We start from the raw sequence: 21213 nt of genomic DNA, 5'->3' as shown, positions 1-21213 counted from the left end.
TCATTCTCCCTTCAGCGCGCGGTTGATGGTCGTCACGCGGTCCTGAATCATGTTGAGCGTCGCTTCATAACCGATCGCGTTTTCGGCAAAGGCGGTCTGTTCGGTGGCCATTTCCACGGTGTTGCCATCCAGGCTGGACATCACCGGCACCCGGTATTGCGTGGCCGCGCCCACCGCCTGCGCCACGCCGCTGCCGCGGCTCATCGCCTGCAAGGCGCCGGCAAAATCGATGTCGCGCGCCTTGTATCCGGGGGTGCCGGCATTGGCGATGTTGGAGGTCAGCACGCCCAGGCGTTGTGCGCGCAGTTCCAGCGCCATGCCGTGAATGCCAAACAGGCTGTTGCCCATGATCGTTCCTTTTGCGCGCCTGCGCCAATGGGGCAGGGGTCCAGAGGGGTTTAAGCAAAACGCGTGCCAAACCGTGCCAGAACGGCGCTGGCCGTGGGCAGGGGGTGGACCAGCGGCAAGGGCCTGCCGCTTTGCCGCGCCTGAGGCAAAGTTTTGCATGCGGCGCCACCGTGGCCCTGAAATACGCACGCGCGCCGCCGTCCTGATGGGCGCGGGAACGATCCGGTGCTCCCCCGGGGCCGGGTGGTTCCCGCACCCTTGGCAATTCACCAGACAGGACCCGCGCGCGCATGGAGCTTGTCCATCTGATCGATCCCGTACCGGCCGCGATCGTGATCGGCGGTACGCTGCTGGCGACCGCCTTGCGCGCCGGGCGCGCCGATTGCCGGCTGACCATGCGCGAACTGGCGGCGCTGGCGGCACCCGCGTTCGATGCCGCGCGGGTGCGGCGCGATCTGGCGCCGCTGGCCAACGACATGCGCAAGGACGGCGTCTATCGCGTGCGGGCCCGCCCGACCGGTGACCCCGCGCTGGACAACGCGATCGCGGCGATGGTCGACGGGCATTCCGCATCGGTGCTGATGGCGCACCACAGTGCTGCACGCAAAAAACGGCTCAGCCACGCGCAACGCGCCGCGGTCACGCTGGCACAGGCGGCGGATCTGGCGCCGGTGTTCGGGTTGGCCGGGACGCTGGTGTCGCTGGCGCAGCTGTCGGGGCGCGGCATCGCCCGCGCGCAATTCATGAATGCGATTTCGATGTCGGTGCTGGCCACGCTGTACGGGCTGCTGCTGGCCAATTTCCTGCTGGCGCCGCTGGCGCGCGCGGTCGAACGCCGCGCCGAACGCGAAGAGGCGGTGCGGCAGGATCTGATCGACTGGATCGCCGGCCAGTTTGCCGCTGCCGCGCCACGGCTGAGGCGGGGTGTCGCCGCATGATCGCACGCACGATCGGGGTCGGCTGGCAGACGATCCTGGCCGATCTGTCCTTGATCCTGTTCATGGTCACTGCCTCTGCCCTGGCAGAGGCGCCCGATACCCCGCTGGGCAATGCCAGCGCCGCGCCGAAATCCGTGCCAAAACCGGCCGCCAAACCCGCGCCGCCATCCGCCATCGCCCCGCTGCCGCGTGCCGAACCGGTGGCGGTGTGGCGGGACGGGGCAGGGGCGCCGCCACTGCCGCAATGGCTGCACGATGTGGCGCGCGATCCGCGGCTGCGGCTGACCATCACGGTGCATTACGCCCCCGGCACCCGCGCCGCCGCGCTGGCAGAGGCGGCCCGGCTTGACCGGCAGAGCGGGTTGCAGGCCAGCGGCGCGCGGATCGTGATCGAACCGGGGCTGCCCGCCGGCGCCAGCGCGGCGGTCGGGTTTGATGCCGATCCCGGTGATGCCGCTGTCACAGCGAATGGCACGCACCTTGCAGTGCATGGCGCATGACCCAACCGACCCAAACTTTGTTTCGCCATCTGCCCGTTGCGGTGCTGGCCTGTTGTCTGGCCCTTTCGCCGGCGGCACATGCCGCCGCGATCGAGGACCCCGCCGCAATCGACCGGGAACTGGCCACATTTACCGGTGCGCCGGTCGGTGCGCCCGGTGGCGCGGCGCGGGTGGTCGACCGGCGGCTGCGGCTGAACGCCTGTGTGGCGCCGCTGGCGCTGTCATGGCATGGCGATGCGCATGCCAGCGTGGTGGTCGAATGCCCGGATGCCGGCGGCTGGCACATTTATGTCGCAGTGGCCGGCAACACCCGGCAAACTGCTGCCGCCCCGGTCATCGAACGCGGCCAGGCCGTGACCGTAGCGGTCACCGGCGATGGATTTTCGGTGTCGCAACCTGCCGAAGCGCTGGAATCCGGCGCGGTTGGCGCGTGGATCCGCGTGCGCACCCAGGCCAAGGCCGACCCGGTGCAGGCGCAAGTGGTGCGGCCGGGGCTGGTCGAGCTGCCAGTGCAATAATCTGCCGCTCCACCCGACGGCCCGGCAAATAATTTCAGCATGGCTTAAACCCGCCGCACCATGACCGTTCTTGGCCATGACACAGTCGTCAGGAGTGAGCCATGTCCTCGTTTGATATCGGAGCATCGCGCCCGGTCGGTGCGGTACAGCTCAATCCCCTGCAGCCCGCTACCCCGGTCGCGCCTGCAGCGGACCAGCCATCTTCCGCCCCAACCGCCACGGCCGCCACGGCCGAGGTGCAGACCACGCCCGGCACCACTGCCGGGACCGTGCCGGTCGATCAGGACCGGGTGGATGCGATCCGCAAGGCGGTCAATGACGGAACCTATCCCGTGATCCCGACCCGGATCAGCGACGCGATGATCGCCGCCGGAATGATGCTGCGAAAGGCACCCTGATGATGATCGCCAGCCCGCACGACGCCGGCCAGCCCGGTGTCGCCCTGCATCCGCTGGATCTGCGCGACACGCTGCAACAGATGCTGGCCGTGCTCGAAACCGAACGCCAGGCGCTGTCCGGGCTGGATATCGATGGCATTGTCGGCTGTGCGGTGCGCAAAACCGCGTTGTGCGACCGGCTGGAGGATACCGCTGCCGCGGCTGTCGATGAAGAATGCCGCGGATTGCTGGATGCGGCGCGCCGGCTGAATGAAACCAACTGGCGCGTGCGCAACCTGATCGCCGCCAATGTGTCGGCCCGGCTGGATGCGCTGACCGGCCAGCCGGCGCTGTACCGCGCGCATGCCGATGCGGCGCGAGTTCGCCGCCTGCGCTAATAGCGCGCGCGATACCCCTGCACCAAATTGGCACGCCTCTTGCTAAAACACCGATGAAGCCGCGCGGCCCGCGCGTTTCCTGAAAGGTGTGTTCGCTTGAGTTTGCGCGATGCTGCGATGCTGCCGGAACCCCGGCCAACCCCGCAACCAGTCCTGTCCGCGCCCAAACAGGTGCAATCCGCGATTGCGCGGGCGGCGGCCAGCACCGGGGTCGATTTCACCTATCTGCTGGCGCAGGCGCGGCTGGAATCCGGGCTTGATCCGTCGGCGCGCGCGCGCACGTCCAGCGCCACCGGGCTGTACCAGTTCACCGGATCGACCTGGCTCAAAACGCTTGATCGCCATGGCGCCGCGTTCGGCATTGATGCCGATCTGGGCCATGACCCGGCACAACGCGCACAATTGCTGGCCTTGCGCCAGGACCCGCAGCTGTCTGCGCTGATGGCGGGGGAACTGGCCAATGACACCCGCGCCTATCTGGCGGGCGCACTGGGCCGCGATCCTGACAATTCCGAACTCTATCTCGCGCATTTCCTGGGCCCTGATGCCGCCGGGCGGTTTCTGGCCGCGCTGGCCGCTGATCCGGGGCAAAGCGCAAGCGCGCTGCTGCCGCGCGCGGCCGCCGCCAACCATGCGATCTTTTATGCCGGTGGCACCCCGCGCAGCGTGGGCCAGGTGATGGACCTGCTGCGCGCGCGGCTGGATTCGGCGATGCAGGACGTCGGCGATGGTCCATCCGCAATCGACGGCAGCGGTTTGCCGCTGGCGGCAAGCTTTGCGGCAAATCTGGCGCCGAACCCGGCGCCGGCGCGCGGCGGCCCGCTGGCGCAGGAATTTGCCGCCACCGCGGCTGCGGCGGGGCCGGTATCGATGGCCGAAACACTGAACGCGACATTCGGGCTGAATGGCGGCGATGCCGATGGTGGCACAGCCACTGCGGTGCCCGCCGGGGTGCGCGCGGCCTATGGCCGCATGCGCGCGCTGGGGTTTTAGCGCGTGGGCAAATGGTTTGCCAATGTGGGCGCGCTGGCGCTGCCGGCGGGAATCCTCACGCTGATCACGCTGATGATCGTGCCGATCCCGGCGATGATGCTCGACGTGTTTTTCGTGTTCAACATCGCGCTGTCGGTGGCAGTGCTGATGGCGGCGATGAACGCCGCCAAGCCGCTGGATTTTTCGTCGTTCCCGTCGGTCCTGCTGTTCGCGACGCTGCTGCGGCTGTCGCTGAATGTCGCGTCAACGCGCGTGGTGCTGGTCTATGGCCACAATGGCGGTGCGGCGGCCGGGCATGTGATCGAAAGTTTTGGCGCGTTTCTGATCGGCGGCAATTTTGCGGTCGGCCTGTTCGTGTTCATGATCCTGATGATCATCAATCTGGCGGTGGTCACCAAGGGCGCCGGCCGCGTGTCCGAAGTATCGGCGCGGTTCACGCTCGACGCTCTGCCCGGCAAACAGATGGCGATCGATGCCGATCTCGCCGCCGGGCTGGTCAATGCCGAAGACGCCAAGCAGCGCCGCCGTGATGTCGCCACCGAGGCCGATTTTTACGGTTCGATGGATGGCGCCAGCAAATTCGTAAAGGGCGATGCGGTTGCCGCGCTGCTGATCCTGGGGGTCAACATCATCGCCGGGTTCTGCCTGGGCATGCTCAGCCACGGGCTGAGCGCGGGCGATGCGGCGCAGAAATATGTGACGCTGGCGGTGGGCGATGCGCTGGTGGCGCAGGTCCCGTCGCTGCTGTTGTCGATCGCGGCGGCGGTGATCGTTACCCGCGTGTCCGACAGCCGCGATCTGGCCGGGCAGATCGGCGGGCAATTTGCCAGCCCGTCAACCTGGTTGCCGGTGGCGGTAATCCTGGGCGCGATCGGGATGATCCCGGCCATGCCGCAAATGGTGTTCCTGCCCGCCGCCGGGATTGCCGGGTGGATCTGGTGGAGCCTGCGCCAGCGCGCCGCGCGCCAACGCGTGATCGCCAGCGCGCCACCCCCGGTGGCAGAGGCGGACCCGGGGCGGATCGCATTGGACGACGTGTCCGACCATACCCTCGTTACCATCGAACTCGGCTATGCGCTCGTTCATCTGGTCGATGCCCAGCGCGGTTCGCCGCTCGTGGCGCGCATCACCGGGGTGCGCAAACAGCTGAGCCAGGCCTGCGGGTTTATCGTGCCGCAATTTCGCGTGCGCGATTCGCTGGAATTGCCGCCCAACGATTATCGCATCCTGCTGGGCGGGGTGGCGATCGGCGGGGCCACGGTGCGCCCCGACCGCATTCTGGCGATCAACGCCGGCGATGCGCGCCCCGGCCACGCGCTGCATGGTGAACCGACCACCGACCCCAGCTTTGGCTGCCCCGCGCTGTGGATCGACCCGGCCAGCCGCGACACCGCGATCGCCGAAGGGTTTTTGACCGTCGATGCCGGCACGGTGATCGCCACGCACCTGAACCAGTTGCTGGGTGAACGCCCGCAGGCGCTGCTGGGCCCGGACGAAGTGCGCGCCATTCTGGAAGGGGTGCGCGCGCGCGCCGCCGGCCTGGTCGAAACGATCCATCCCAATCCGCTGTCGCTGGGCGCGATCACCCGGCTGTTGCGCGCGCTGCTGGAGGATGGCGTCGGCATCGGCCACCCGTTGCCGATCCTGGCGGCGCTGGGCCAGGCGGTACAGCAAACCACCGATCATGACCGCATGATCGACATCCTGCGCGCAGAACTCGGCCCGATGATCGTGGGCCGGGTGTGCAGCCCGCACGACCGCCTGCCGGTGATCACGCTCGACGCCGGGCTGGAAGCGATGATCGTGCAGGGCATGCAGGACCCGGTATCGGGGCTGCCGGTGATCGAGCCCGATCTGGCGCGGGGGCTGGGCGAGCGTATCGCGGCGCTGATTTCCGATCGCGGGCCGGGCGCCATTTGCCCTGCGCTGATCGTGCAGCCGCGCGCACGGCGCACGCTGTCGGCGGCGCTGCGGTTCCGCGCGCCGGCCTGCCTGGTGCTGTCGATTTCCGAACTGCCGCAAAGCCAGCCGATCGAGGTGATCGCGGTGATCGGCGGCGACAATGCCGCGCCCGCGCCACCGCTGTTGCTGAACGACCAGACCTTTGCCCCATCCCAGAACTCTGCCCCTGCAATGCCGCAACCAGAAGGACTTGCCGCATGACATACCAGTACCATGGGCAATCGCGTGGCCTTTCCGCCACGCGCGCCTATCGTGATGACACCGCCGATCGCATCCGCCGGTTTTTGCCGATGGTGCGCCGGCTGGCGTGGCATGCGCATGGATCGGGGCGGTCGGGGATAGAGGTTGATGACCTGATCCAGGCCGGGCTGGTCGCGCTGACCGAATGCGCGCAACGGCACAACGGGCAGACCGAGGACGGCTTTGCCGCCTATGCCAAATTGCGCGTGCGCGGGGCGATGGTCGATCTTATTCGCCGCAGCGCGCCATTGTCGCGCGCCGCATCCGACCGCCGCCGCACCTTGCGCGGGGCGACCGAAAGCCTGGCCGCGCTGCTGGGGCGGCAGCCGACCGAAAGCGAACTGGCCGAGGCAATGGGCGTGACGCTGGCCGATCTGGGCGATTTGCGCAGCGCGTCCGAACCCCTTCGCTTTGAACCGATCGACGATGCCTATAGCGACAGTTCGATGGCGTTTGCCGACGATCGCCCCGATGGCTTTGCCGCGCTGGCCGATACGCAGACGCGCCATCTGGTCGCCGATGCGATCGGCGCATTGCCCGAACGGTTGCAGATGGTGGTCCAGCTCTATTTCGTTGAAGAGCTGAACCTGGCGGAAATCGCCGCAGTGCTGGAGGTCAGCGTGCCGCGCGTCCACCAATTGAAGGCGCAGGCGCTGGACAAACTGCGCGCCACCCTGGGTGAGGAATTCGATATCCTGTGATCGTGCCGGCGCGCAGTGTGCCGGCCGTTCGACAGGGCGTGGCACGAATTGCCATTGCACCTCATGCTGCAGTGCGTGATACCTTTGGTTATGCGCCGAATCGGTCTTGTTGCCCTCGCGGCTGTGAACGCCTGTTCGCCGGCCAAACCACCAGCTCCCCCGCCGACCCAGGTGTCGGTGGCATCCCCCATTCAGCGGCAGGTGGTCGACTGGGATGACTATGTTGGCCGGTTTGAGGCGGTGCAGGATGTCGAAGTCCGCCCGCGCGTATCGGGCACGGTGCAAAGCGTGCAGTTTCGCGAAGGTGTCGAGGTCAGGACCGGGCAAGTGCTGTTCGTCATCGACCCGCGCCCCTATCGCGCCGCCTTCGCACAGGCGCAGGCGGATCTGGCCCGGGCGCAGGCGCTGGTTGCCAACGCCCGGACCGAACAGGTGCGCGCGCAAAAACTGGTCGATGCCGAAGCGATCAGCCGCGAAGAGTTCGAAACCAAGCAGGCCAATTTGCGCAGTGCAGAGGCCTCTGCCGGATCGGCCCGCGCGACGCTGGATGCCCGCGCGCTGGATCTGTCGTTCACCACCGTGCGGTCACCGATCACGGGGCGGGTGTCGGACAAGCGGGTGTCGATCGGCACGTATGTCACCGCCGGACAGACCGCGATGACCCGCGTGGTGACGATCAGCCCGATCCACTTTGCCTTTGACGGGGCGGAAAGTTTTTACCTCAAATACACGCGCCAGGCCAAAACGGGTGAACGCAGGTCATCGCGCTATGCGCCCAACCCGGTGGATATCAAACTGGCCGACGAAGTCAGCTATCGCTGGCATGGCCTGATGAAATTTGTCGACAACGCGATCGATCGGCAATCGGGAACCATCCGCGCCTTTGCCGAGGTTGATAATCCCGGCGGGTTTCTGCTGCCCGGCATGTTCGGCCGCGCCCGGCTGCTGGGATCGGGCACGTACAGGGCGCTGCTGGTGCCGGATGAGGCGATCGTCACCGACCAGACGCGGCGGTTTGTCTATGTCATCGGCCGCGACGGCAAGACCGCGCAACGCCCGGTCGAAACCGGGCCGCTGGTCGAAGGCCTGCGCGTCATCAAGGCCGGGCTGGCCCCGACCGAACAGGTGGTGATTGATGGCCTGGCGCGGCTGCAACCGGGGATGGCGGTCAATGCCAAAACTGTGCGGCTGATGCCCCGCGCCAGCGACGACGCCCCGATCTCTTCGACGCTGAAGGCGCCTGCCGCTGCCGAAGCCACGGCGCGCTAGGGCGGCTGACCTTGCGCCTTCCGCACTTTTTCATCGATCGTCCGATCTTTGCAGGCGTGCTGTCGATCCTGATCGTGATCGTCGGCCTGATTGCCTATCCATCGCTGCCGGTGGCGCAATATCCCGAAATCGCCCCGCCAACCGTCGTGGTATCGGCCAATTACCCGGGCGCCACCGCCGAAACGCTGGCCGAAACCATCGCCGCGCCGCTTGAAGAATCGATCAACGGCGTCGAAAGCATGATCTACATGCAGTCGTCATCGACCGGTGACGGCAATGTGGCGATCACCGTCACGTTCAAGGCGGGCACCAACATCGATCAGGCGCAGGTGCTGGTGCAGAACCGAGTCGCCACGGCAGAACCGCGGCTGCCCGATGTCGTGCGCCAGATCGGCGTGACGGTGCGCAAAAATTCGCCCGACCTGCTGATGGTGATGAACCTGTTTTCGCCCGACAAGTCGCTCAACCAGCAATACGTGGCCAATTATGCCACGCTGCAGGTGGTCGACCGGCTCAGCCGCGTGCCTGGTGTCGGCGGGGTGCGCATCATCGGTGGCCGCGATTACAACATGCGCGTGTGGATCGATCCCGATGCCGCCGCATCGCGCGATCTGACCGCCGATGAAATCGTCGCTGCGATCCGCGCGCAGAATGTGCAGGTCGCGGCCGGATCGGTCGGCGCGCCGCCGTTCAACCAGGGCGGCACCGCGTTCCAGCTGGGGATCGAGACCGAAGGCCGCCTGACCTCCACCGACCAGTTTGGCAATATCATCCTGAAACGCGATGCGGACGGGCGGATGACGCGGTTGCGCGACATCGCGCGCATCGAACTCGGCGCGCAGGACTATGGCACCAATGCCTATCGCGATGCCTTTGCGTCGATCGGTATTGCGGTGACCCAATTGCCAGGGTCGAACGCGCTGACCACCGCCGCCGCGGTGCAAAAGGAAATGGCCGCGCTGTCGGGGTCATTTCCGCCCGGCATGGTCTATTCGATTCCTTACAATCCGACCGAATATATCAGCGCGTCGATCAACGCGGTCGAACACACCTTGTTCGAAGCGATCGTGCTGGTGGCGCTGGTGGTGCTGGTGTTCCTGCAAAGCTGGCGCGCCTCGATCATCCCGATCATCGCCATTCCGGTGTCGCTGATCGGCAGTTTTGCGGCGATGGCGGCGTTCGGTTTTTCGCTCAACAACCTGTCGCTGTTCGGACTGGTGCTGGCGATCGGCATCGTGGTCGACGATGCGATCGTGGTCGTCGAAAATATCGAACGGCTGATGGATGAAGAGGGGCTGACCCCGCTGGCGGCCGCGCACAAGACCATGGACGAGGTTTCCGGCGCGCTGATTGCGATCGCGCTGGTGCTGTGCGGGGTGTTCATCCCGACCGCGTTCATCCCCGGCATTTCGGGCGCGTTCTACAAACAGTTTGCGCTGACCATCGTCAGCGCGACCGCGATTTCGGCGTTCGTGTCGCTGACCCTGTCCCCGGCATTGGCGGCGCTGATCCTGAAACCCAAAACCGATCCGGCGCCCCGGCCGGGCTGGCGCGGCGCCCCGGCGCGGTTGGCCCACGGTTTCAATCACGCGTTCGACCGGCTGTCCGAACGCTATGGACGGCTGACCGCGCGGTTCGTGCGGTCGCTGGGGATGATTGCGATCGTCTATGTCCTGCTGCTGGGCGTGGCGGGCTGGCGGTTCTGGGCGACCCCGACCGGATTTATCCCTGCGCAGGACCAAAGCTATCTGATCGGCGTGGTGCAATTGCCGCCCGGCAGTTCGTTGCAACGCACCGACGAAGTGGTGCAGCAGGCGGCCAGGCTGGCGCGCGACAATCCCGATGTCAAAGGCACGATCGCGTTTGCCGGGTTCGATGGCGCGACCTTTACCACCGCGCCCAACGCCGGCGCGATCTTTATCACGTTGAAGAATTTTGCCGATCGCAAGCATGGTTCGGACGCGATCGCCAACGCTTTGCGCAAGACCTATGGCGCGATCACCGCGGGCACCGTGCTGGTCGTGGCGCCGCCACCGGTGCGGGGCATCGGCACCGGCGGCGGGTTCAAGATGATGATCGAGGACCGCAGCGGAGCGGGCTATGCCGCGTTGGAAGGCGCGGCGTTCAAGATGATGATGGCGGCCAACCACAATGCCGGGCTGACCTCGGTGTTTACGCAGTTCAACACCAAGACGCCGCGGTTGCGCGCCGATATCGACCGCGAACGTGCCGAACAGATGGGCGTGCCGGTCGAACGGATATTTTCCACGCTCGGCACGTATCTTGGCAGTTCGTATATCAACGATTTCAACTTTCTGGGCCGCACGTTCCGCGTGACGGCGCAGGCCGACGCACCCTATCGTGACGACATCGGCGACATTTCCCGCCTGAAAACGCGGTCGGCATCGGGCATGATGGTGCCGCTGGCGGCGGTGATGACGCTGAAAAACGACAGCGGCCCCTATCGCGTGGTGCGCTTCAATCTTTATCCTGCGGCCGAATTGCAGGGCGACACCACGCGCGGCTATTCATCGGGCCAATCGCTGGGGACGATGGACACGCTGGCCAAAGCCAACCTGCCGCAGGGGTTCACCTATGAATGGACCGAGCTGGCGTACCAGCAAGCGCAGGCCGGCAATACCGGGGCGCTGGTGTTCGGGCTGGCGGTGGTGTTCGTGTTTCTGCTGCTGGCGGCGCAATATGAAAGCCTGGTGCTGCCGCTGGCGGTGATCCTGATCGTGCCGATGTGCCTGCTGGCCGCGATTGTCGGCGTGGGGTTGATGGGGCGTGACAACAATATCCTGACGCAGATCGGGCTGGTCGTGCTGATCGGCCTGGCCGCCAAGAACGCGATCCTGATTGTCGAATTTGCCCGCCAGGGCGAACATGACGGGCTGGAACCGCGCGCCGCTGCCGAACGCGCCGCGCATCAGCGGCTGCGCCCGATCCTGATGACCTCGATCGCGTTCATCCTGGGGACATTGCCGCTGGTCATCGCCACCGGGCCGGGCGCGGAAATGCGCCAGGCGCTGGGCATTGCGGTGTTTTTCGGCATGCTGGGGGTGACCATTTTCGGGCTGCTGTTCACGCCATCGTTTTACATCATCAGCCGCATGGCCGGTGATCGGGTGGCCAGGTGGGCGCGCCGCAAAGGTGACGCGCCCGCCACGCTTCCACCGGCGGAGCAAGGCGAATGAAGCGGCTGGCGCCTGGCCTGGTGGTCATGCTGGCCGCATGCACGGCTGGCCCGGATTATCGCCCACCGGCGCCGCTGCCGGCCAGCCAGATCCGGTTGCAGGAATCGCTGGCCAATGGCGCCGTTACGCCCAGCCCGCTGCCCGACACATGGTGGCAGCTGTTCAATGATGCCGAACTTGACCGGCTGATCGCGCGGGCCCTGGCCAACAATACCGACCTGCGCATCGCCGCCGCCAACCTGCAGCGCGCGCGGGCGCTGTTTTCCGGCGCCGGTGCCGCGCGGCTGCCGACCACCGACGGCACCGCGCAATATTCGCGCAGCCGCAGCGTGACCACCGGCCAGCCGGTTACCACCGACTATTTCGCACTGGGCTTTGACGCGTCCTATGAAGTCGACCTGTTTGGCGGGGTCAGCCGGTCGATCGAGGCGGCGCGGGCCGATGCCGGCGCCGCGCAGGCCGCGGTTGATGCGGCGCGCGTGGCGGTCGTTGCCGAAACCGCGCGCGCCTATGCGCAGGCCTGCGGCTATGGCGCGCAGGCCGATGTCGCGCGCGAAACCGAAACATTGCAGTCGCGCACCTTTGATCTGACCCATCGCCGCCAGGATGCCGGACGCGGCACCCGCAGCGAAGTCGATCAGGCGCAAGTGCTGGTCGAACAGGCGCGGGCGCAAGTGCCGGTGTTTGAGGCGGAACGCCGCGCCGCGCTCTATGCCCTGGCGGTGCTGACCGGCGATCCGCCCGCCATGATTGCCGATACGCCGGCAGCCCAATGCCATGCCGTGCCGCTGGCGAGCGAACCCTTGCCGGTGGGTGACGGTCAGGCACTGCTGGCGCGTCGGCCCGATGTGCGTCAGGCCGAACGCACGCTGGCCGCCGATACCGCGCGGATCGGCGTGGCCACCGCCGCGCTTTACCCCTCGGTCACGCTGCTGGGCGGTATCAAGCTGGGCAGTGCCAACCTTGGCGACATCGGCAAATCGGCATCGTTCGGGTATTCCCTGGGGCCGTTGATCAGCTGGAATTTCCCGCTCAACGGCGCGGCGCGTGCGCGCGTGCGCGAAAACCGGGCGATCGCCGATGGATCATTGGCGCGGTTTGATGGCACCGTGCTGACCGCGCTGAAAGAGGCCGAACAGGCGCTTGCCCGCGCCGGCGGCGCCACCCTGCGTGAGGCGGCGCTGCGCCGCGCGGTCACCGCCAGCAGCGATGCGGCGCGGCTGTCGCGCATACGCTTTGACAATGGCGCCGACAGTTTTCTGCAATTGCTCGATACCGAACGCCAGCGTGCGTCGGCGCGTGCGGCACTCGCGCAGGCAGAGGCCGAACGCGCCGACGCGCAGATCAGCGTGTTCAAGGCGCTTGGAGGCGGCTGGTAAAGCCGGCGGCTGGTGATCGCCACTTGCAACGATTGGCGCAGCCCTTTAATCGCTTGATTAAAGGAGTTGTCACCATGCAGATCGACGCAAACCTGGCCGCCGTGGTTACCGGCGGCGCATCCGGCCTTGGCCGCGCCACGGCCGAGGCGCTGGCTGCTGCCGGCGCGAAAGTCACGATTTTCGATATCAACGATGAACTGGGCGCGGGCGTTGCCGCCGCGATCGGCGGCACGTTCGTCCATGTCGATATCATGGACGAACAATCGGTTATCGACGGTTTTGCCGCCGCGCGCGCCGCCTATGGCCAGGAACGCGTGCTGGTCCATTGCGCTATGGCGCAGCGCAAGGGCAAGACGGTCGGCCGCAACAAGGAAACCGGCGAACTGACCCGGCTGTCGACCGAGGACTATGCCTTTTCCGCGCAGGGCATCCTGATCGCCAGCTATCGCGTGGCGTCGCTGTCGGCGCTGGGCATGGCGGCGACCGAACCGCTGGAAGATGGCGAACGCGGTACGATCATCCTGACCGCGTCGGTCGCAGCGCAGGATGCGCAGATCGGGCAGGTCGCCTATGGCTCGGTGAAGGCCGGGGTGAACGGGCTGGTGCTGCCGATGGCGCGCGACCTGATGGGTTTCGGCATCCGCGTGAACGCGATCATGCCGGGCATTTTCGGCACCCCGCTGCTGGGCCGCCTGCCGCAAAAGGTGCTCGACGGGTTGAGCGCGTCGGTACCCTTTCCCAAACGGCTGGGCCGTCCGGAAGAATACGCCAGCCTGGCGCTGGAACTGGTGCGCAACGGCTATTTCAACGGGCAGGCGATCCGGCTCGATGGCGCGCTTCGCATGGCGCCGCGTTAGAACTTGGCCGCGCTTGCGCGCGGCGCAGACCCCCGCCCCTGCAGCAAAGGATAGCCCGATGACCCAATCCCCGTTTCGTGACGACATTCTGGCCGGCCAGGTGGCGTTTATCGCCGGCGGCACCAGCGGCATCAATCTGGGCATCGCGCGGCGGTTTGCCGAACTGGGCGCAAAGGTCGCGGTGCTGGGCCGCAACCCGGAAAAAGCGGCAGGGGCGGCGGCGCAGATCGGGCATGACGCGATCTGGCGCACCGCCGATGTGCGCGACTATGGGGCGATTCGCGCGGCGATGGAATCGGTGCGGGGTGACCTGGGCGCGTTCGACATTGTGGTGTCGGGGGCGGCGGGCAATTTCCTGGCGCCGGTGCTGGGCATGTCGGCCAACGCGTTCAAGGCGGTGGTGGATATCGACCTGATCGGCACGTTCAACGTGTTTCGCGGCTGTCACGATCTGCTGGCGGATCATGCCTCGCTCATCGCGATCACGGCCGGCCAGGCGGTCAATGCCATGGCGATGCAGGCGCATGCCTGCGCGGCCAAGGCCGGGATCAACCAGCTGGTGCGCGTCATGGCGCTGGAATGGGGGCCAAACGTGCGGGTTAACGGCATTTCGCCCGGCCCGATCGCCGATACCGAGGGCATGTCGCGGCTGGCGCCCGATCCCGCCACGCGGGCCGCGCACTATGACCGCATCGCCATGAAGCGCTGGGGCACGTGCGCCGAAATTGCCGAAGCCGCGGTGTTCCTGTCCAGCGCGGCTGCGGGCTACATCACCGGCACCATCCTCGATGTCGATGGCGGCAGCCAGATCGGTGATGCATCGCGCATCAACACCGATCGCGGGCTGGCCTGAACGGTTTCACGCCTTGGGCGGATTGATGATCGGGTCACCCAGTTTCAACTGCTTGCCATCGGTGATGATCACCCGGTCGCCAAGGTGGGCGATGCGGAACAGCTTGGCCGCGAATGCCTCGGGCACGCCGATGCAGCCGTTGGTGGCATAGCCGCGTTCGACCTTGCTGCCGTGGATCGACACGCCATCATTGGTCAGCCGCAACATCCACGGCATCGGCACGTCATAGATGGTGGACACGTGGGTCGCGTCCTTTTGCGTGATCGGGAACACGCCGATCGGTGTCGGTTTGTCGCCATAACCCTTCAGGATGGCGGTCGCGCCAACCTCGTGGCCGTTTTCGAACACCGACAGCACCCGCGCGGTCAGATCGACGGTGATCACCAGCGGGCCGGGCGTCCCCTTGCTTTCATCCCAGTAAAACTGGCCAAACTTGATCGGGCCGGGAATGGTCAGGATCGACCGGACCACAAACGGGCTGTCGGCGATCGGCCGTGCTGGCGTGGATTGTTTCAGTGCGGATTGTCTTGGCGCAGACGGGGCAGCGGCGTGCACCGGGGGCAGCGGGCGGTCGTGCACCGGGCCGGGATCGGCGCGCACGATGCCGACCAGATCCTGCACCACGTGCAGCGACAGCACCGCCAGCAGCGCAGCCACCACCACGCCGCCGGCCACCAGCGGCAGCCGCCGCCGGCTCGTCCATTTGCGCCATCCTGGCGGCAAGGCCCACATTGCCCGGCTCCTTGTTGGTCCTGATCGGTTCGTCGCGTTGCTGGTTTCGCGCCGGTGACCATAGGCGAAAACCCGTGCAAACGGGTTGATCAGAATGGTTAACCCGTCCTTGCCACACCCATACCCAGCCAGGTCAACCGGCGCCACACCGCTTCCAGCGGGCCCTGCCCAAACCGCGCCAGCCACACCCCCGGCCAGGCCAGCATCGCCGCCCAGCCCAGCGGAATGAACAGCGGCACGGCCCCGCGCGGCAGCACCATGCCCAGCCCCAGCCCCCAGCCCGAAAACACCGCCCCCATCAGCACCGTCGTGCCCAGGTAATTGGTAAACGCGGTGCGGCCGGTCGCGGCCAGCACACGCCCGGCGGCAGTGGTCGTCACCATCGGCGAGGCCAGCATCAGCAACGCGGCATAGCCCAGCGCCATCGCCAGATGCGGCAGCGCGCTCAGCGTTTCGATCACCGCGAACATCGCGCGCGGCGGAAAGTCATGCACGGCAATCCACCACGCCAGCGCCAGCGTCAGCACCCCGCCCGCGCCCGTTCCCACCGCCGCCATGCGGATCAGCGCTGTCCGCGCCCAGCCACCGGCCCAAAATCCGCTGCGATGCAGCGCCATGCCGATCAGCATCAGCGGCAGCGTTTCGGTAAAGGTCGATACCGTGGTCTGAAATGGCAACCACGGCGCGGTGGCCAGCCGCAGCCGGATGGCGGTCACGAACGATGCTGCCAGAATCCGCTGGTCATCCGCGATCGACGCGGCGATTCGCATGCCCATTGCCGCCTCATCCGCGCGGTCGGCGGCCAGGCCATGCCCGGCCAGCACTGCCTGTTCCGCCGCAATCCCCGCCACCGCGCCGATCGCGTCCAGCCCATGGCTGACCACAAACACCGCGCAGCCGATGGCCGCGAGTACCTGTGCGCTCTGCCGGCACAGCAGCAACGCGCACAGCCCGCACAGCGCATAGGGAAACAGGATATCGCCCCACCACAGCAGCAGATAATGCGCGTAACCAAATACGCCGAGCCAGACCAGCCGCCGTGCCTGCAGGCCCGGCCCCCAGTGCCCGCGCCGGTCGGCAGCGTCGATGAACAGCAACATGCTGGCGCCGAACAACAGCGTGAACAGCGCACGCATCTTGCCCTCAAACAGCACGAACGCGATCACGAACCACAGATCGCCGCCCGGCTCTGCGCGCGGCAGGTGCGGGCTGAAACTGGCCTGCGTGGGGCCCCAAAACCCGGTCACGTTGATGGTCAGAATGCCCAGCAGCGCCACGCCACGGACAAAATCGATCGCAGCAATGCGCTGGTTGACCGGGGCTGATACCAGGTCGCGTGATGCGCGCTTCATACCTCCCGCCCGGCCTCCACACCCGACCACCATAACTACTGGTATCGTTGGTGGTCGGGTGGGGAGGCGGGGCGGGAGGTATGACTGCACGTCAGTGCAGCTCCGTATATGGGGTCAGCGGTTGACGACAAGACAGGTCAGGCCGGCGGATTTCAGGCCGGCACAGGCCGCTTTGGCACCCGCCTCGGAATAGCCGCCGGCCATCAGCCGGGCCACCCCGGTGCCGGCGTCGATCCGCGCATGGCCGGCGATTTCGGGCCGGTTGCGCAGTTTCGCCCACAGCGCATCGGCGTTGGATTTCTGGCCAAACGCGCCCAGTTGAACGCGCCAGCCGCCGCCGTTGTCCGACGCGGGTGCCGGTTGCGCGGCACGCGGTGCGGGGGCGGGCTTTGGCGCGGGGCCTGCAACTTTTGTCGTGGCGGCCGGCGCCGGCGCCCGCGTTGGGGTGCGGGCCGCGGCGCCCTGCGCCGGCAGGGTCACCGGCTGCGCATAATCGGCGCCGGCGGTTATTGGCGCACGGGTGTCGGCCACCGGCGCGGTCAACGTGGTCGCGGCCGGAACGTCGGGCTGCGTCGTGCGCGCCGGCGGCAGTTCCACGCGTTCGATCGCGCGGGGTGCGGGGGCGGCGGACGCGGTGCGCACCGGAGCCACGGTGGCGACCGGTGGGGCAGCGCCCAGATCGGCGGCGCTCATCTGCTGCGCGCGCGTTGCGGTCGTCTTGCGCTCCAGCTCGCCGGCCAGCGCCACGCCCTGCTGGCGCTGTTCCAGCGGCAGCGCTTCGTTCATCGCGGCCAGGCTGTTGATCGCCTGTTGCAGCCCGGCGTTGGCGGCGCGGGTCATCAGCGCATAGGCGCGCACCGGGTCCTTTGGCGCATAGTCGCCATTGTACGATGCGATGCCCAGGATATACATCGCGCGCGGTTCACCACGGTCGGCAGCCGCGTTCAGCCACGGCATCGCATCGGACTGGCGATTGGTCTGGAACAGCAGGATGCCATAATTGTCGGCGGCGCGGATATGGCCCTTTTTCGCGGCGCGGGCATAGAAATCCTCTGCCTTGGCCAGGTCTTTTGGCACGCCCCGGCCCAGTTTATAGGCCTGGCCCATGTTGAACATCGCATCGGAGTCGCCCTTGGCCGCGGGGCCCTGCCATTGTCCCACCGCAGCGTCGTAATCGCCGCGCGTCCAGGCATCGACGCCCTCTTTGACCTGGGCCATCGCTGGCACGGCCGTCACCGCCATCAGTGCGCCAATGCACAGACCTGCCGCCACCCGCGCCATCATTCCCGTCATTCCCTGCCTGTGAATCATGCCGATCCCGCCCCTGCTTACCGCACCTTCCGGTCAATGCGCTGGTAAACGAATCTGAAACGCGCGTCATGGTCCTTGTGTCGATGGTGATCGGTCAATGCCGCAAAATTTGCCCCAATTCAGGCCTCGGTAGCACCAAAAGGGCCCTTTTTTGCGCACAAAGCGCCGGTTTGGGCGATCGTTAACCCAAATTTGAGGGAGTTCTGGGATGTAAAAGCCACGACCAAATCGATCATGGTGGGGAACAGGCGTTGCGGGTACTTGCTCTGGCATCTCAAAAAGGCGGATCTGGCAAGACAACCTTGTCGGGCCACCTGGCCGTTCAGGCCCAGCGCGCCGGCGCCGGCCCAGTCGTGCTGGTCGATATCGATCCGCAAGGCTCGCTGACCGAATGGTGGAACGAACGTACGGCAGAATATCCCGCGCTGGCGCAGACCAGCGTCAACCGGCTGGCGACCGATCTGGCGCTGTTGCGCCAGCAGGGCTTTAAACTGGCGGTCATCGATACCCCGCCGGCGATCACCATGGCGATCCAGGCGGTCATCCAGGTATCCGAACTGATTGTCGTGCCCACGCGTCCCAGCCCGCACGATCTGCGCGCCGTTGGCGCCACTGTCGAACTGTGCGAACGCGCGGGCAAGCCGCTGATCTTTGTGGTCAACGCCGCCACTGCGCATGCGCGAATCACGGCGGAGGCCGCCGTGGCGCTGAGCCAGCATGGCACGGTCGCACCGGTCACGCTGCATCACCGCACCGATTTTGCCGCATCGATGATCGATGGCCGGACCGTGATCGAAATCAACCCGACTGGCAAATCGGCGCTCGAAGTGGCCGGGCTGTGGACCTATGTTTCGGAACGGCTGGAAAAGAATTTCCGGCGGACGGTGTTTGCCGTGCCGAATACCCCCGCGGCTTTGGCCGGGCCGGCCGCGCGGTCGGCCGGCGGCGGCTTTGGCCGTCGCGTGATCGGGTCCTGAGGCGGGCATGGCGGTCAGGGGGGCCAAGTCATTTGCATCGCTGGGCGCGGGCCTGCTGGGCCGCAGCGGCGCGCGGCGCGTGCCGCTGTCGTTTGTGACCGCGCTGTCGGATGGCGATGCGTCGGGCAGTGCCGCGATACCCGATATTTCTCCGGTCAACGATGATACCGTGATTCTGCCTGCCGCCCTGCAACCACAAGAAACGCCGCTGCCCGAAGTGGTGTTGCAGGTGATGCGGCTGACCCGCGCGATCGAGGCCGATTCGCGCAGCCCTGACTTGCCCGAACCCGCAGCCGTGGCGGCAACCCCGCCGGCGCCGACGATCGATGTCATCCGGCCAAAGGCGTTTACGCTGCGGCTGGATGCCGACCACCACCGCCGGTTGCGCGCGATTGTCCAGGCCGAAGGGCGCAGTGCCCAGCGCGTGCTGATCGATGCGCTCGACAATTACAATGACCAGACCCGCGCCGCGCCTGCCGTGGCTGAACCCGTTCCTGCGACACCATCGTCGCCCCGCCGAACCATGACCGGAAGCAAGCCATGACCGCCCACCGCGAAACTGCCCACACCCAGTCCAACAGCGCCATTGGCGCACCGCGTCTGCACGGCCGCAGGCTGGCGCTGCTCGCCACCGGCATCGCCGGGGTGGCCCTGCTGGGCGGATGTTCCAGCCATGCCCCGCGCCCCGACAAGATGGCGCGCGCATCGCAAGAGGCGCTGACCAAGGGCGACATCGCGCACGCGGTCACGCTGGCCGAATCCGCGGTTGCTGCCGATGGCCGCAATCCGGCGATGCGGCTGTTGCTGGCCAATGCCTATCTGCGCGGTGGCCGGTTTGAATCCGCGCGTACAGCCTATTCCGACGCGATCGAACTGGGCGATGACAGCGCGCGCGCCGCGCTTGGCCTGGTGCTGACCGATCTGGCGCTGGGGCGCAGCGCGTCGGCGCTCGATACCATCAATACCTATGGCGATGTGCTGCCGGTGGCCGATCTGGGCCTGGCGCTGGCCATGGCCGGGCAGAACCAGCGCGGCATCGGCGTGTTGACCGACGCGATTCGCAAAGGCCAGAACACCCCCAAAGTGCGGCAGAACCTGGCCTATGCCTATGCCCTGTCGGGGATGTGGGCCGATGCCAAGATCATGACCAGCCAGGATGTGCCCGCCGACCAGGTCAATCCCCGGTTGCAGGCCTGGGCAGCGATGGCCAGCCCCGAAGACGGCCGCCGCCGCGTCGCCAGCCTGCTGGGCACGCCGCTGATCGGCGACACTGGCCAGCCCGAAGCACTGGCGCTGGCGCATTTTCCGGCCGCACCTGGCGCCCCTGCCGAAGCCGCGCCACCGGCCAGGGCCGTGGCGGCAGAATTGCCGCCGGTGCAGGCCGATGCCACCACCGGTGCGCTGGCCCGCATCGACCTGCCTGCTGCGAAGACGCCGGAACCTGCTGCCGCACCTGTCGCACCGGTTGCCGTCGCGGCCCCTGCGCCGCAGCGTCCCGCAAAGGCCCCCGTGCCGACCAGGCTGAAATTCCCCGTGCGCGCCGCATCGGCAGCATCGCACGGCATGGGCACGCATCTGGTACAGCTGGGCGCGTTCAACAGCGCCGAATCGGCCAAGCGCGCGTGGCAGCATTTCGTATCGCGCAACCCGTCGCTGACCGGTCACCCGAACATGATCACCAAGGTCACCGTGCGCGGGCGTGATTTCTGGCGCGTGCAGGCCGCCGGTTTTGCCGGCCAGGCCTCTGCCACATCGCTGTGCGGTTCACTGCGCGCGCATGGCGGCGCCTGCCTGGTGATGGCGCTGAATGCCGCCGCGCATGTCAATGGCGTGGCCACCGCCGATGGCCATGCGGCCCATCCGGCGGTGCGCCCGGCCTCCACCCCGGCGGCCAAGGCGCACCCGCGCAAGACTGACGCAGCGCGGTAAGGCGGGATTGCTATAGACCCGGAGGTGGTGGTCAGCTGACGTTTAATCGGCGGCTCGTCCAGAGGCTGCCTGCACACGATCCCATATTTCATCGGTCGTCGTCTGATACATTCCGCGAAGCGCCCACCGCACACGCAGATCGCTTCGTGCTTCAGTTTCTATTCGGTCGATAAATTCTGGCCCGTGGTGTTGTAGCAGGTCTTCGATCGGCCCGGCCGCGACAAGGCCAATGACCATCTGTGCCTCCGTACGATAGTCGATCAGCAAATCTCCTGTCGAATACTGACTAATCACATGCTTGATGACCGCCCATGCAAACTCCGGCTGTTCTTCGGACAATTCGAGCATGGACATTCCGTCCGACTGCGTTTGGCCGGACGCT

21 protein-coding genes are annotated in these 21213 nt (G+C 66.8%); 16 read left to right on the top strand and 5 right to left on the bottom strand.

Annotated elements, in window-relative coordinates; translation table 11 throughout:
- Window positions 1–348 (bottom strand): flagellar basal body rod protein FlgB, encoded by a 348-nt coding sequence (flgB, locus tag ABWP89_RS01140; protein WP_353226592.1) that lies wholly within the window; start codon window positions 346–348, stop codon window positions 1–3.
- Window positions 349–638: 290 nt separating this feature from the next.
- Between flgB and ABWP89_RS01135 the strand changes: the two genes are divergently transcribed.
- The 13 genes from ABWP89_RS01135 (at window position 639) to ABWP89_RS01075 (ending at window position 14530) form a co-directional block, all read left to right on the top strand.
- Window positions 639–1286 carry a MotA/TolQ/ExbB proton channel family protein gene (locus tag ABWP89_RS01135; RefSeq protein ID WP_353226591.1) on the top strand — a complete coding sequence of 216 codons (648 nt, stop codon included), beginning with the start codon at window positions 639–641 and terminating at the stop codon, window positions 1284–1286.
- Window positions 1283–1786 (top strand): hypothetical protein, encoded by a 504-nt coding sequence (locus ABWP89_RS01130; protein WP_353226590.1) that lies wholly within the window; start codon window positions 1283–1285, stop codon window positions 1784–1786. The genes ABWP89_RS01135 and ABWP89_RS01130 overlap by 4 nt, the downstream gene beginning before the upstream one ends.
- Window positions 1783–2304, top strand: coding sequence for a flagella basal body P-ring formation protein FlgA (locus ABWP89_RS01125; protein ID WP_353226589.1), 522 nt, complete (start codon window positions 1783–1785; stop codon window positions 2302–2304). The genes ABWP89_RS01130 and ABWP89_RS01125 overlap by 4 nt, the downstream gene beginning before the upstream one ends.
- Before the next feature lie 101 nt (window positions 2305–2405).
- Window positions 2406–2702: a flagellar biosynthesis anti-sigma factor FlgM gene (locus tag ABWP89_RS01120; protein WP_353226588.1), complete on the top strand. Its 297-nt coding sequence runs from the start codon at window positions 2406–2408 to the stop codon at window positions 2700–2702.
- Window positions 2702–3079 (top strand): flagellar protein FlgN, encoded by a 378-nt coding sequence (locus tag ABWP89_RS01115; RefSeq protein ID WP_353226587.1) that lies wholly within the window; start codon window positions 2702–2704, stop codon window positions 3077–3079. Before ABWP89_RS01120 ends, ABWP89_RS01115 begins: the two co-directional genes overlap by 1 nt.
- A gap of 96 nt (window positions 3080–3175) precedes the next feature.
- Window positions 3176–4072 (top strand): lysozyme family protein, encoded by an 897-nt coding sequence (locus ABWP89_RS01110; protein WP_353226586.1) that lies wholly within the window; start codon window positions 3176–3178, stop codon window positions 4070–4072.
- Window positions 4073–4075: 3 nt separating this feature from the next.
- Window positions 4076–6235, top strand: coding sequence for a flagellar biosynthesis protein FlhA (locus ABWP89_RS01105; RefSeq protein ID WP_353226585.1), 2160 nt, complete (start codon window positions 4076–4078; stop codon window positions 6233–6235).
- Window positions 6232–6975, top strand: coding sequence for a sigma-70 family RNA polymerase sigma factor (locus ABWP89_RS01100; RefSeq protein ID WP_353226584.1), 744 nt, complete (start codon window positions 6232–6234; stop codon window positions 6973–6975). Before ABWP89_RS01105 ends, ABWP89_RS01100 begins: the two co-directional genes overlap by 4 nt.
- 177 nt (window positions 6976–7152) lie before the next feature.
- Entirely contained in the window at window positions 7153–8244 is a 1092-nt protein-coding gene (locus ABWP89_RS01095) for an efflux RND transporter periplasmic adaptor subunit (protein ID WP_353226583.1), read from the top strand.
- Between the two features lie 11 nt (window positions 8245–8255).
- Window positions 8256–11441 (top strand): efflux RND transporter permease subunit, encoded by a 3186-nt coding sequence (locus ABWP89_RS01090; protein ID WP_353226582.1) that lies wholly within the window; start codon window positions 8256–8258, stop codon window positions 11439–11441.
- The gene (locus tag ABWP89_RS01085) at window positions 11438–12820 is read left to right on the top strand and encodes an efflux transporter outer membrane subunit (protein WP_353226581.1); all 1383 of its coding nucleotides are present in this window, start codon (window positions 11438–11440) and stop codon (window positions 12818–12820) included. The genes ABWP89_RS01090 and ABWP89_RS01085 overlap by 4 nt, the downstream gene beginning before the upstream one ends.
- 74 nt (window positions 12821–12894) lie before the next feature.
- Window positions 12895–13677, top strand: a complete 783-nt coding sequence (locus ABWP89_RS01080; protein ID WP_353226580.1) for an SDR family oxidoreductase — start codon at window positions 12895–12897, stop codon at window positions 13675–13677.
- A 58-nt stretch (window positions 13678–13735) separates the two neighbouring features.
- Window positions 13736–14530 carry an SDR family oxidoreductase gene (locus ABWP89_RS01075; protein ID WP_353226579.1) on the top strand — a complete coding sequence of 265 codons (795 nt, stop codon included), beginning with the start codon at window positions 13736–13738 and terminating at the stop codon, window positions 14528–14530.
- 6 nt (window positions 14531–14536) lie between these two features.
- Here ABWP89_RS01075 and ABWP89_RS01070 read toward each other — a convergent pair whose 3' ends face one another.
- The 3 genes from ABWP89_RS01070 to ABWP89_RS01060 form a co-directional block, all read right to left on the bottom strand.
- Window positions 14537–15262 carry a L,D-transpeptidase family protein gene (locus ABWP89_RS01070; RefSeq protein ID WP_353226578.1) on the bottom strand — a complete coding sequence of 242 codons (726 nt, stop codon included), beginning with the start codon at window positions 15260–15262 and terminating at the stop codon, window positions 14537–14539.
- 98 nt (window positions 15263–15360) lie between these two features.
- Entirely contained in the window at window positions 15361–16614 is a 1254-nt protein-coding gene (locus ABWP89_RS01065) for a DUF418 domain-containing protein (protein WP_353226577.1), read from the bottom strand.
- A 114-nt stretch (window positions 16615–16728) separates the two neighbouring features.
- The gene (locus tag ABWP89_RS01060) at window positions 16729–17907 is read right to left on the bottom strand and encodes an SPOR domain-containing protein (protein ID WP_353226576.1); all 1179 of its coding nucleotides are present in this window, start codon (window positions 17905–17907) and stop codon (window positions 16729–16731) included.
- A gap of 269 nt (window positions 17908–18176) precedes the next feature.
- Between ABWP89_RS01060 and ABWP89_RS01055 the strand changes: the two genes are divergently transcribed.
- From ABWP89_RS01055 to ABWP89_RS01045, 3 genes are read left to right on the top strand one after another with little or no spacing between them, the layout of a single operon-like run.
- Window positions 18177–18902 (top strand): AAA family ATPase, encoded by a 726-nt coding sequence (locus ABWP89_RS01055; RefSeq protein ID WP_353226575.1) that lies wholly within the window; start codon window positions 18177–18179, stop codon window positions 18900–18902.
- Window positions 18903–18909: 7 nt separating this feature from the next.
- Entirely contained in the window at window positions 18910–19446 is a 537-nt protein-coding gene (locus tag ABWP89_RS01050) for a hypothetical protein (RefSeq protein WP_353226574.1), read from the top strand.
- Window positions 19443–20831 carry an SPOR domain-containing protein gene (locus tag ABWP89_RS01045; protein ID WP_353226573.1) on the top strand — a complete coding sequence of 463 codons (1389 nt, stop codon included), beginning with the start codon at window positions 19443–19445 and terminating at the stop codon, window positions 20829–20831. The genes ABWP89_RS01050 and ABWP89_RS01045 overlap by 4 nt, the downstream gene beginning before the upstream one ends.
- Before the next feature lie 42 nt (window positions 20832–20873).
- Here ABWP89_RS01045 and ABWP89_RS01040 read toward each other — a convergent pair whose 3' ends face one another.
- On the bottom strand, window positions 20874–21179 hold the full coding sequence (locus ABWP89_RS01040; RefSeq protein WP_353226572.1) for a DUF6869 domain-containing protein: 306 nt from the start codon (window positions 21177–21179) through the stop codon (window positions 20874–20876).
- Between the last annotated feature and the right edge of the window lie 34 nt (window positions 21180–21213).

This window comes from Novosphingobium sp. (assembly GCF_040398825.1).
Taxonomy (GTDB): Bacteria; Pseudomonadota; Alphaproteobacteria; order Sphingomonadales; family Sphingomonadaceae; genus Novosphingobium.
Note: the sequence above shows the minus strand (reverse complement) of the source record. Positions and strands in the feature narration are given on the sequence as shown.

What these genes read in the sequence shown, in the direction of transcription:
- ABWP89_RS01050 (WP_353226574.1), top strand. Translation starts at nt 18,910, where the DNA reads ATGGCGGTCAGGGGGGCCAAGTCATTTGCATCGCTGGGCGCGGGCCTG.
- ABWP89_RS01040 (WP_353226572.1), bottom strand. Translation starts at nt 21,179, where the DNA reads ATGCTCGAATTGTCCGAAGAACAGCCGGAGTTTGCATGGGCGGTCATC.
- flgB (WP_353226592.1), bottom strand. Translation starts at nt 348, where the DNA reads ATGGGCAACAGCCTGTTTGGCATTCACGGCATGGCGCTGGAACTGCGC.
- ABWP89_RS01135 (WP_353226591.1), top strand. Translation starts at nt 639, where the DNA reads ATGGAGCTTGTCCATCTGATCGATCCCGTACCGGCCGCGATCGTGATC.
- ABWP89_RS01100 (WP_353226584.1), top strand. Translation starts at nt 6,232, where the DNA reads ATGACATACCAGTACCATGGGCAATCGCGTGGCCTTTCCGCCACGCGC.
- ABWP89_RS01115 (WP_353226587.1), top strand. Translation starts at nt 2,702, where the DNA reads ATGATGATCGCCAGCCCGCACGACGCCGGCCAGCCCGGTGTCGCCCTG.
- ABWP89_RS01075 (WP_353226579.1), top strand. Translation starts at nt 13,736, where the DNA reads ATGACCCAATCCCCGTTTCGTGACGACATTCTGGCCGGCCAGGTGGCG.
- ABWP89_RS01065 (WP_353226577.1), bottom strand. Translation starts at nt 16,614, where the DNA reads ATGAAGCGCGCATCACGCGACCTGGTATCAGCCCCGGTCAACCAGCGC.
- ABWP89_RS01045 (WP_353226573.1), top strand. Translation starts at nt 19,443, where the DNA reads ATGACCGCCCACCGCGAAACTGCCCACACCCAGTCCAACAGCGCCATT.
- ABWP89_RS01120 (WP_353226588.1), top strand. Translation starts at nt 2,406, where the DNA reads ATGTCCTCGTTTGATATCGGAGCATCGCGCCCGGTCGGTGCGGTACAG.
- ABWP89_RS01130 (WP_353226590.1), top strand. Translation starts at nt 1,283, where the DNA reads ATGATCGCACGCACGATCGGGGTCGGCTGGCAGACGATCCTGGCCGAT.
- ABWP89_RS01070 (WP_353226578.1), bottom strand. Translation starts at nt 15,262, where the DNA reads ATGTGGGCCTTGCCGCCAGGATGGCGCAAATGGACGAGCCGGCGGCGG.
- ABWP89_RS01080 (WP_353226580.1), top strand. Translation starts at nt 12,895, where the DNA reads ATGCAGATCGACGCAAACCTGGCCGCCGTGGTTACCGGCGGCGCATCC.
- ABWP89_RS01085 (WP_353226581.1), top strand. Translation starts at nt 11,438, where the DNA reads ATGAAGCGGCTGGCGCCTGGCCTGGTGGTCATGCTGGCCGCATGCACG.
- ABWP89_RS01125 (WP_353226589.1), top strand. Translation starts at nt 1,783, where the DNA reads ATGACCCAACCGACCCAAACTTTGTTTCGCCATCTGCCCGTTGCGGTG.
- ABWP89_RS01060 (WP_353226576.1), bottom strand. Translation starts at nt 17,907, where the DNA reads ATGACGGGAATGATGGCGCGGGTGGCGGCAGGTCTGTGCATTGGCGCA.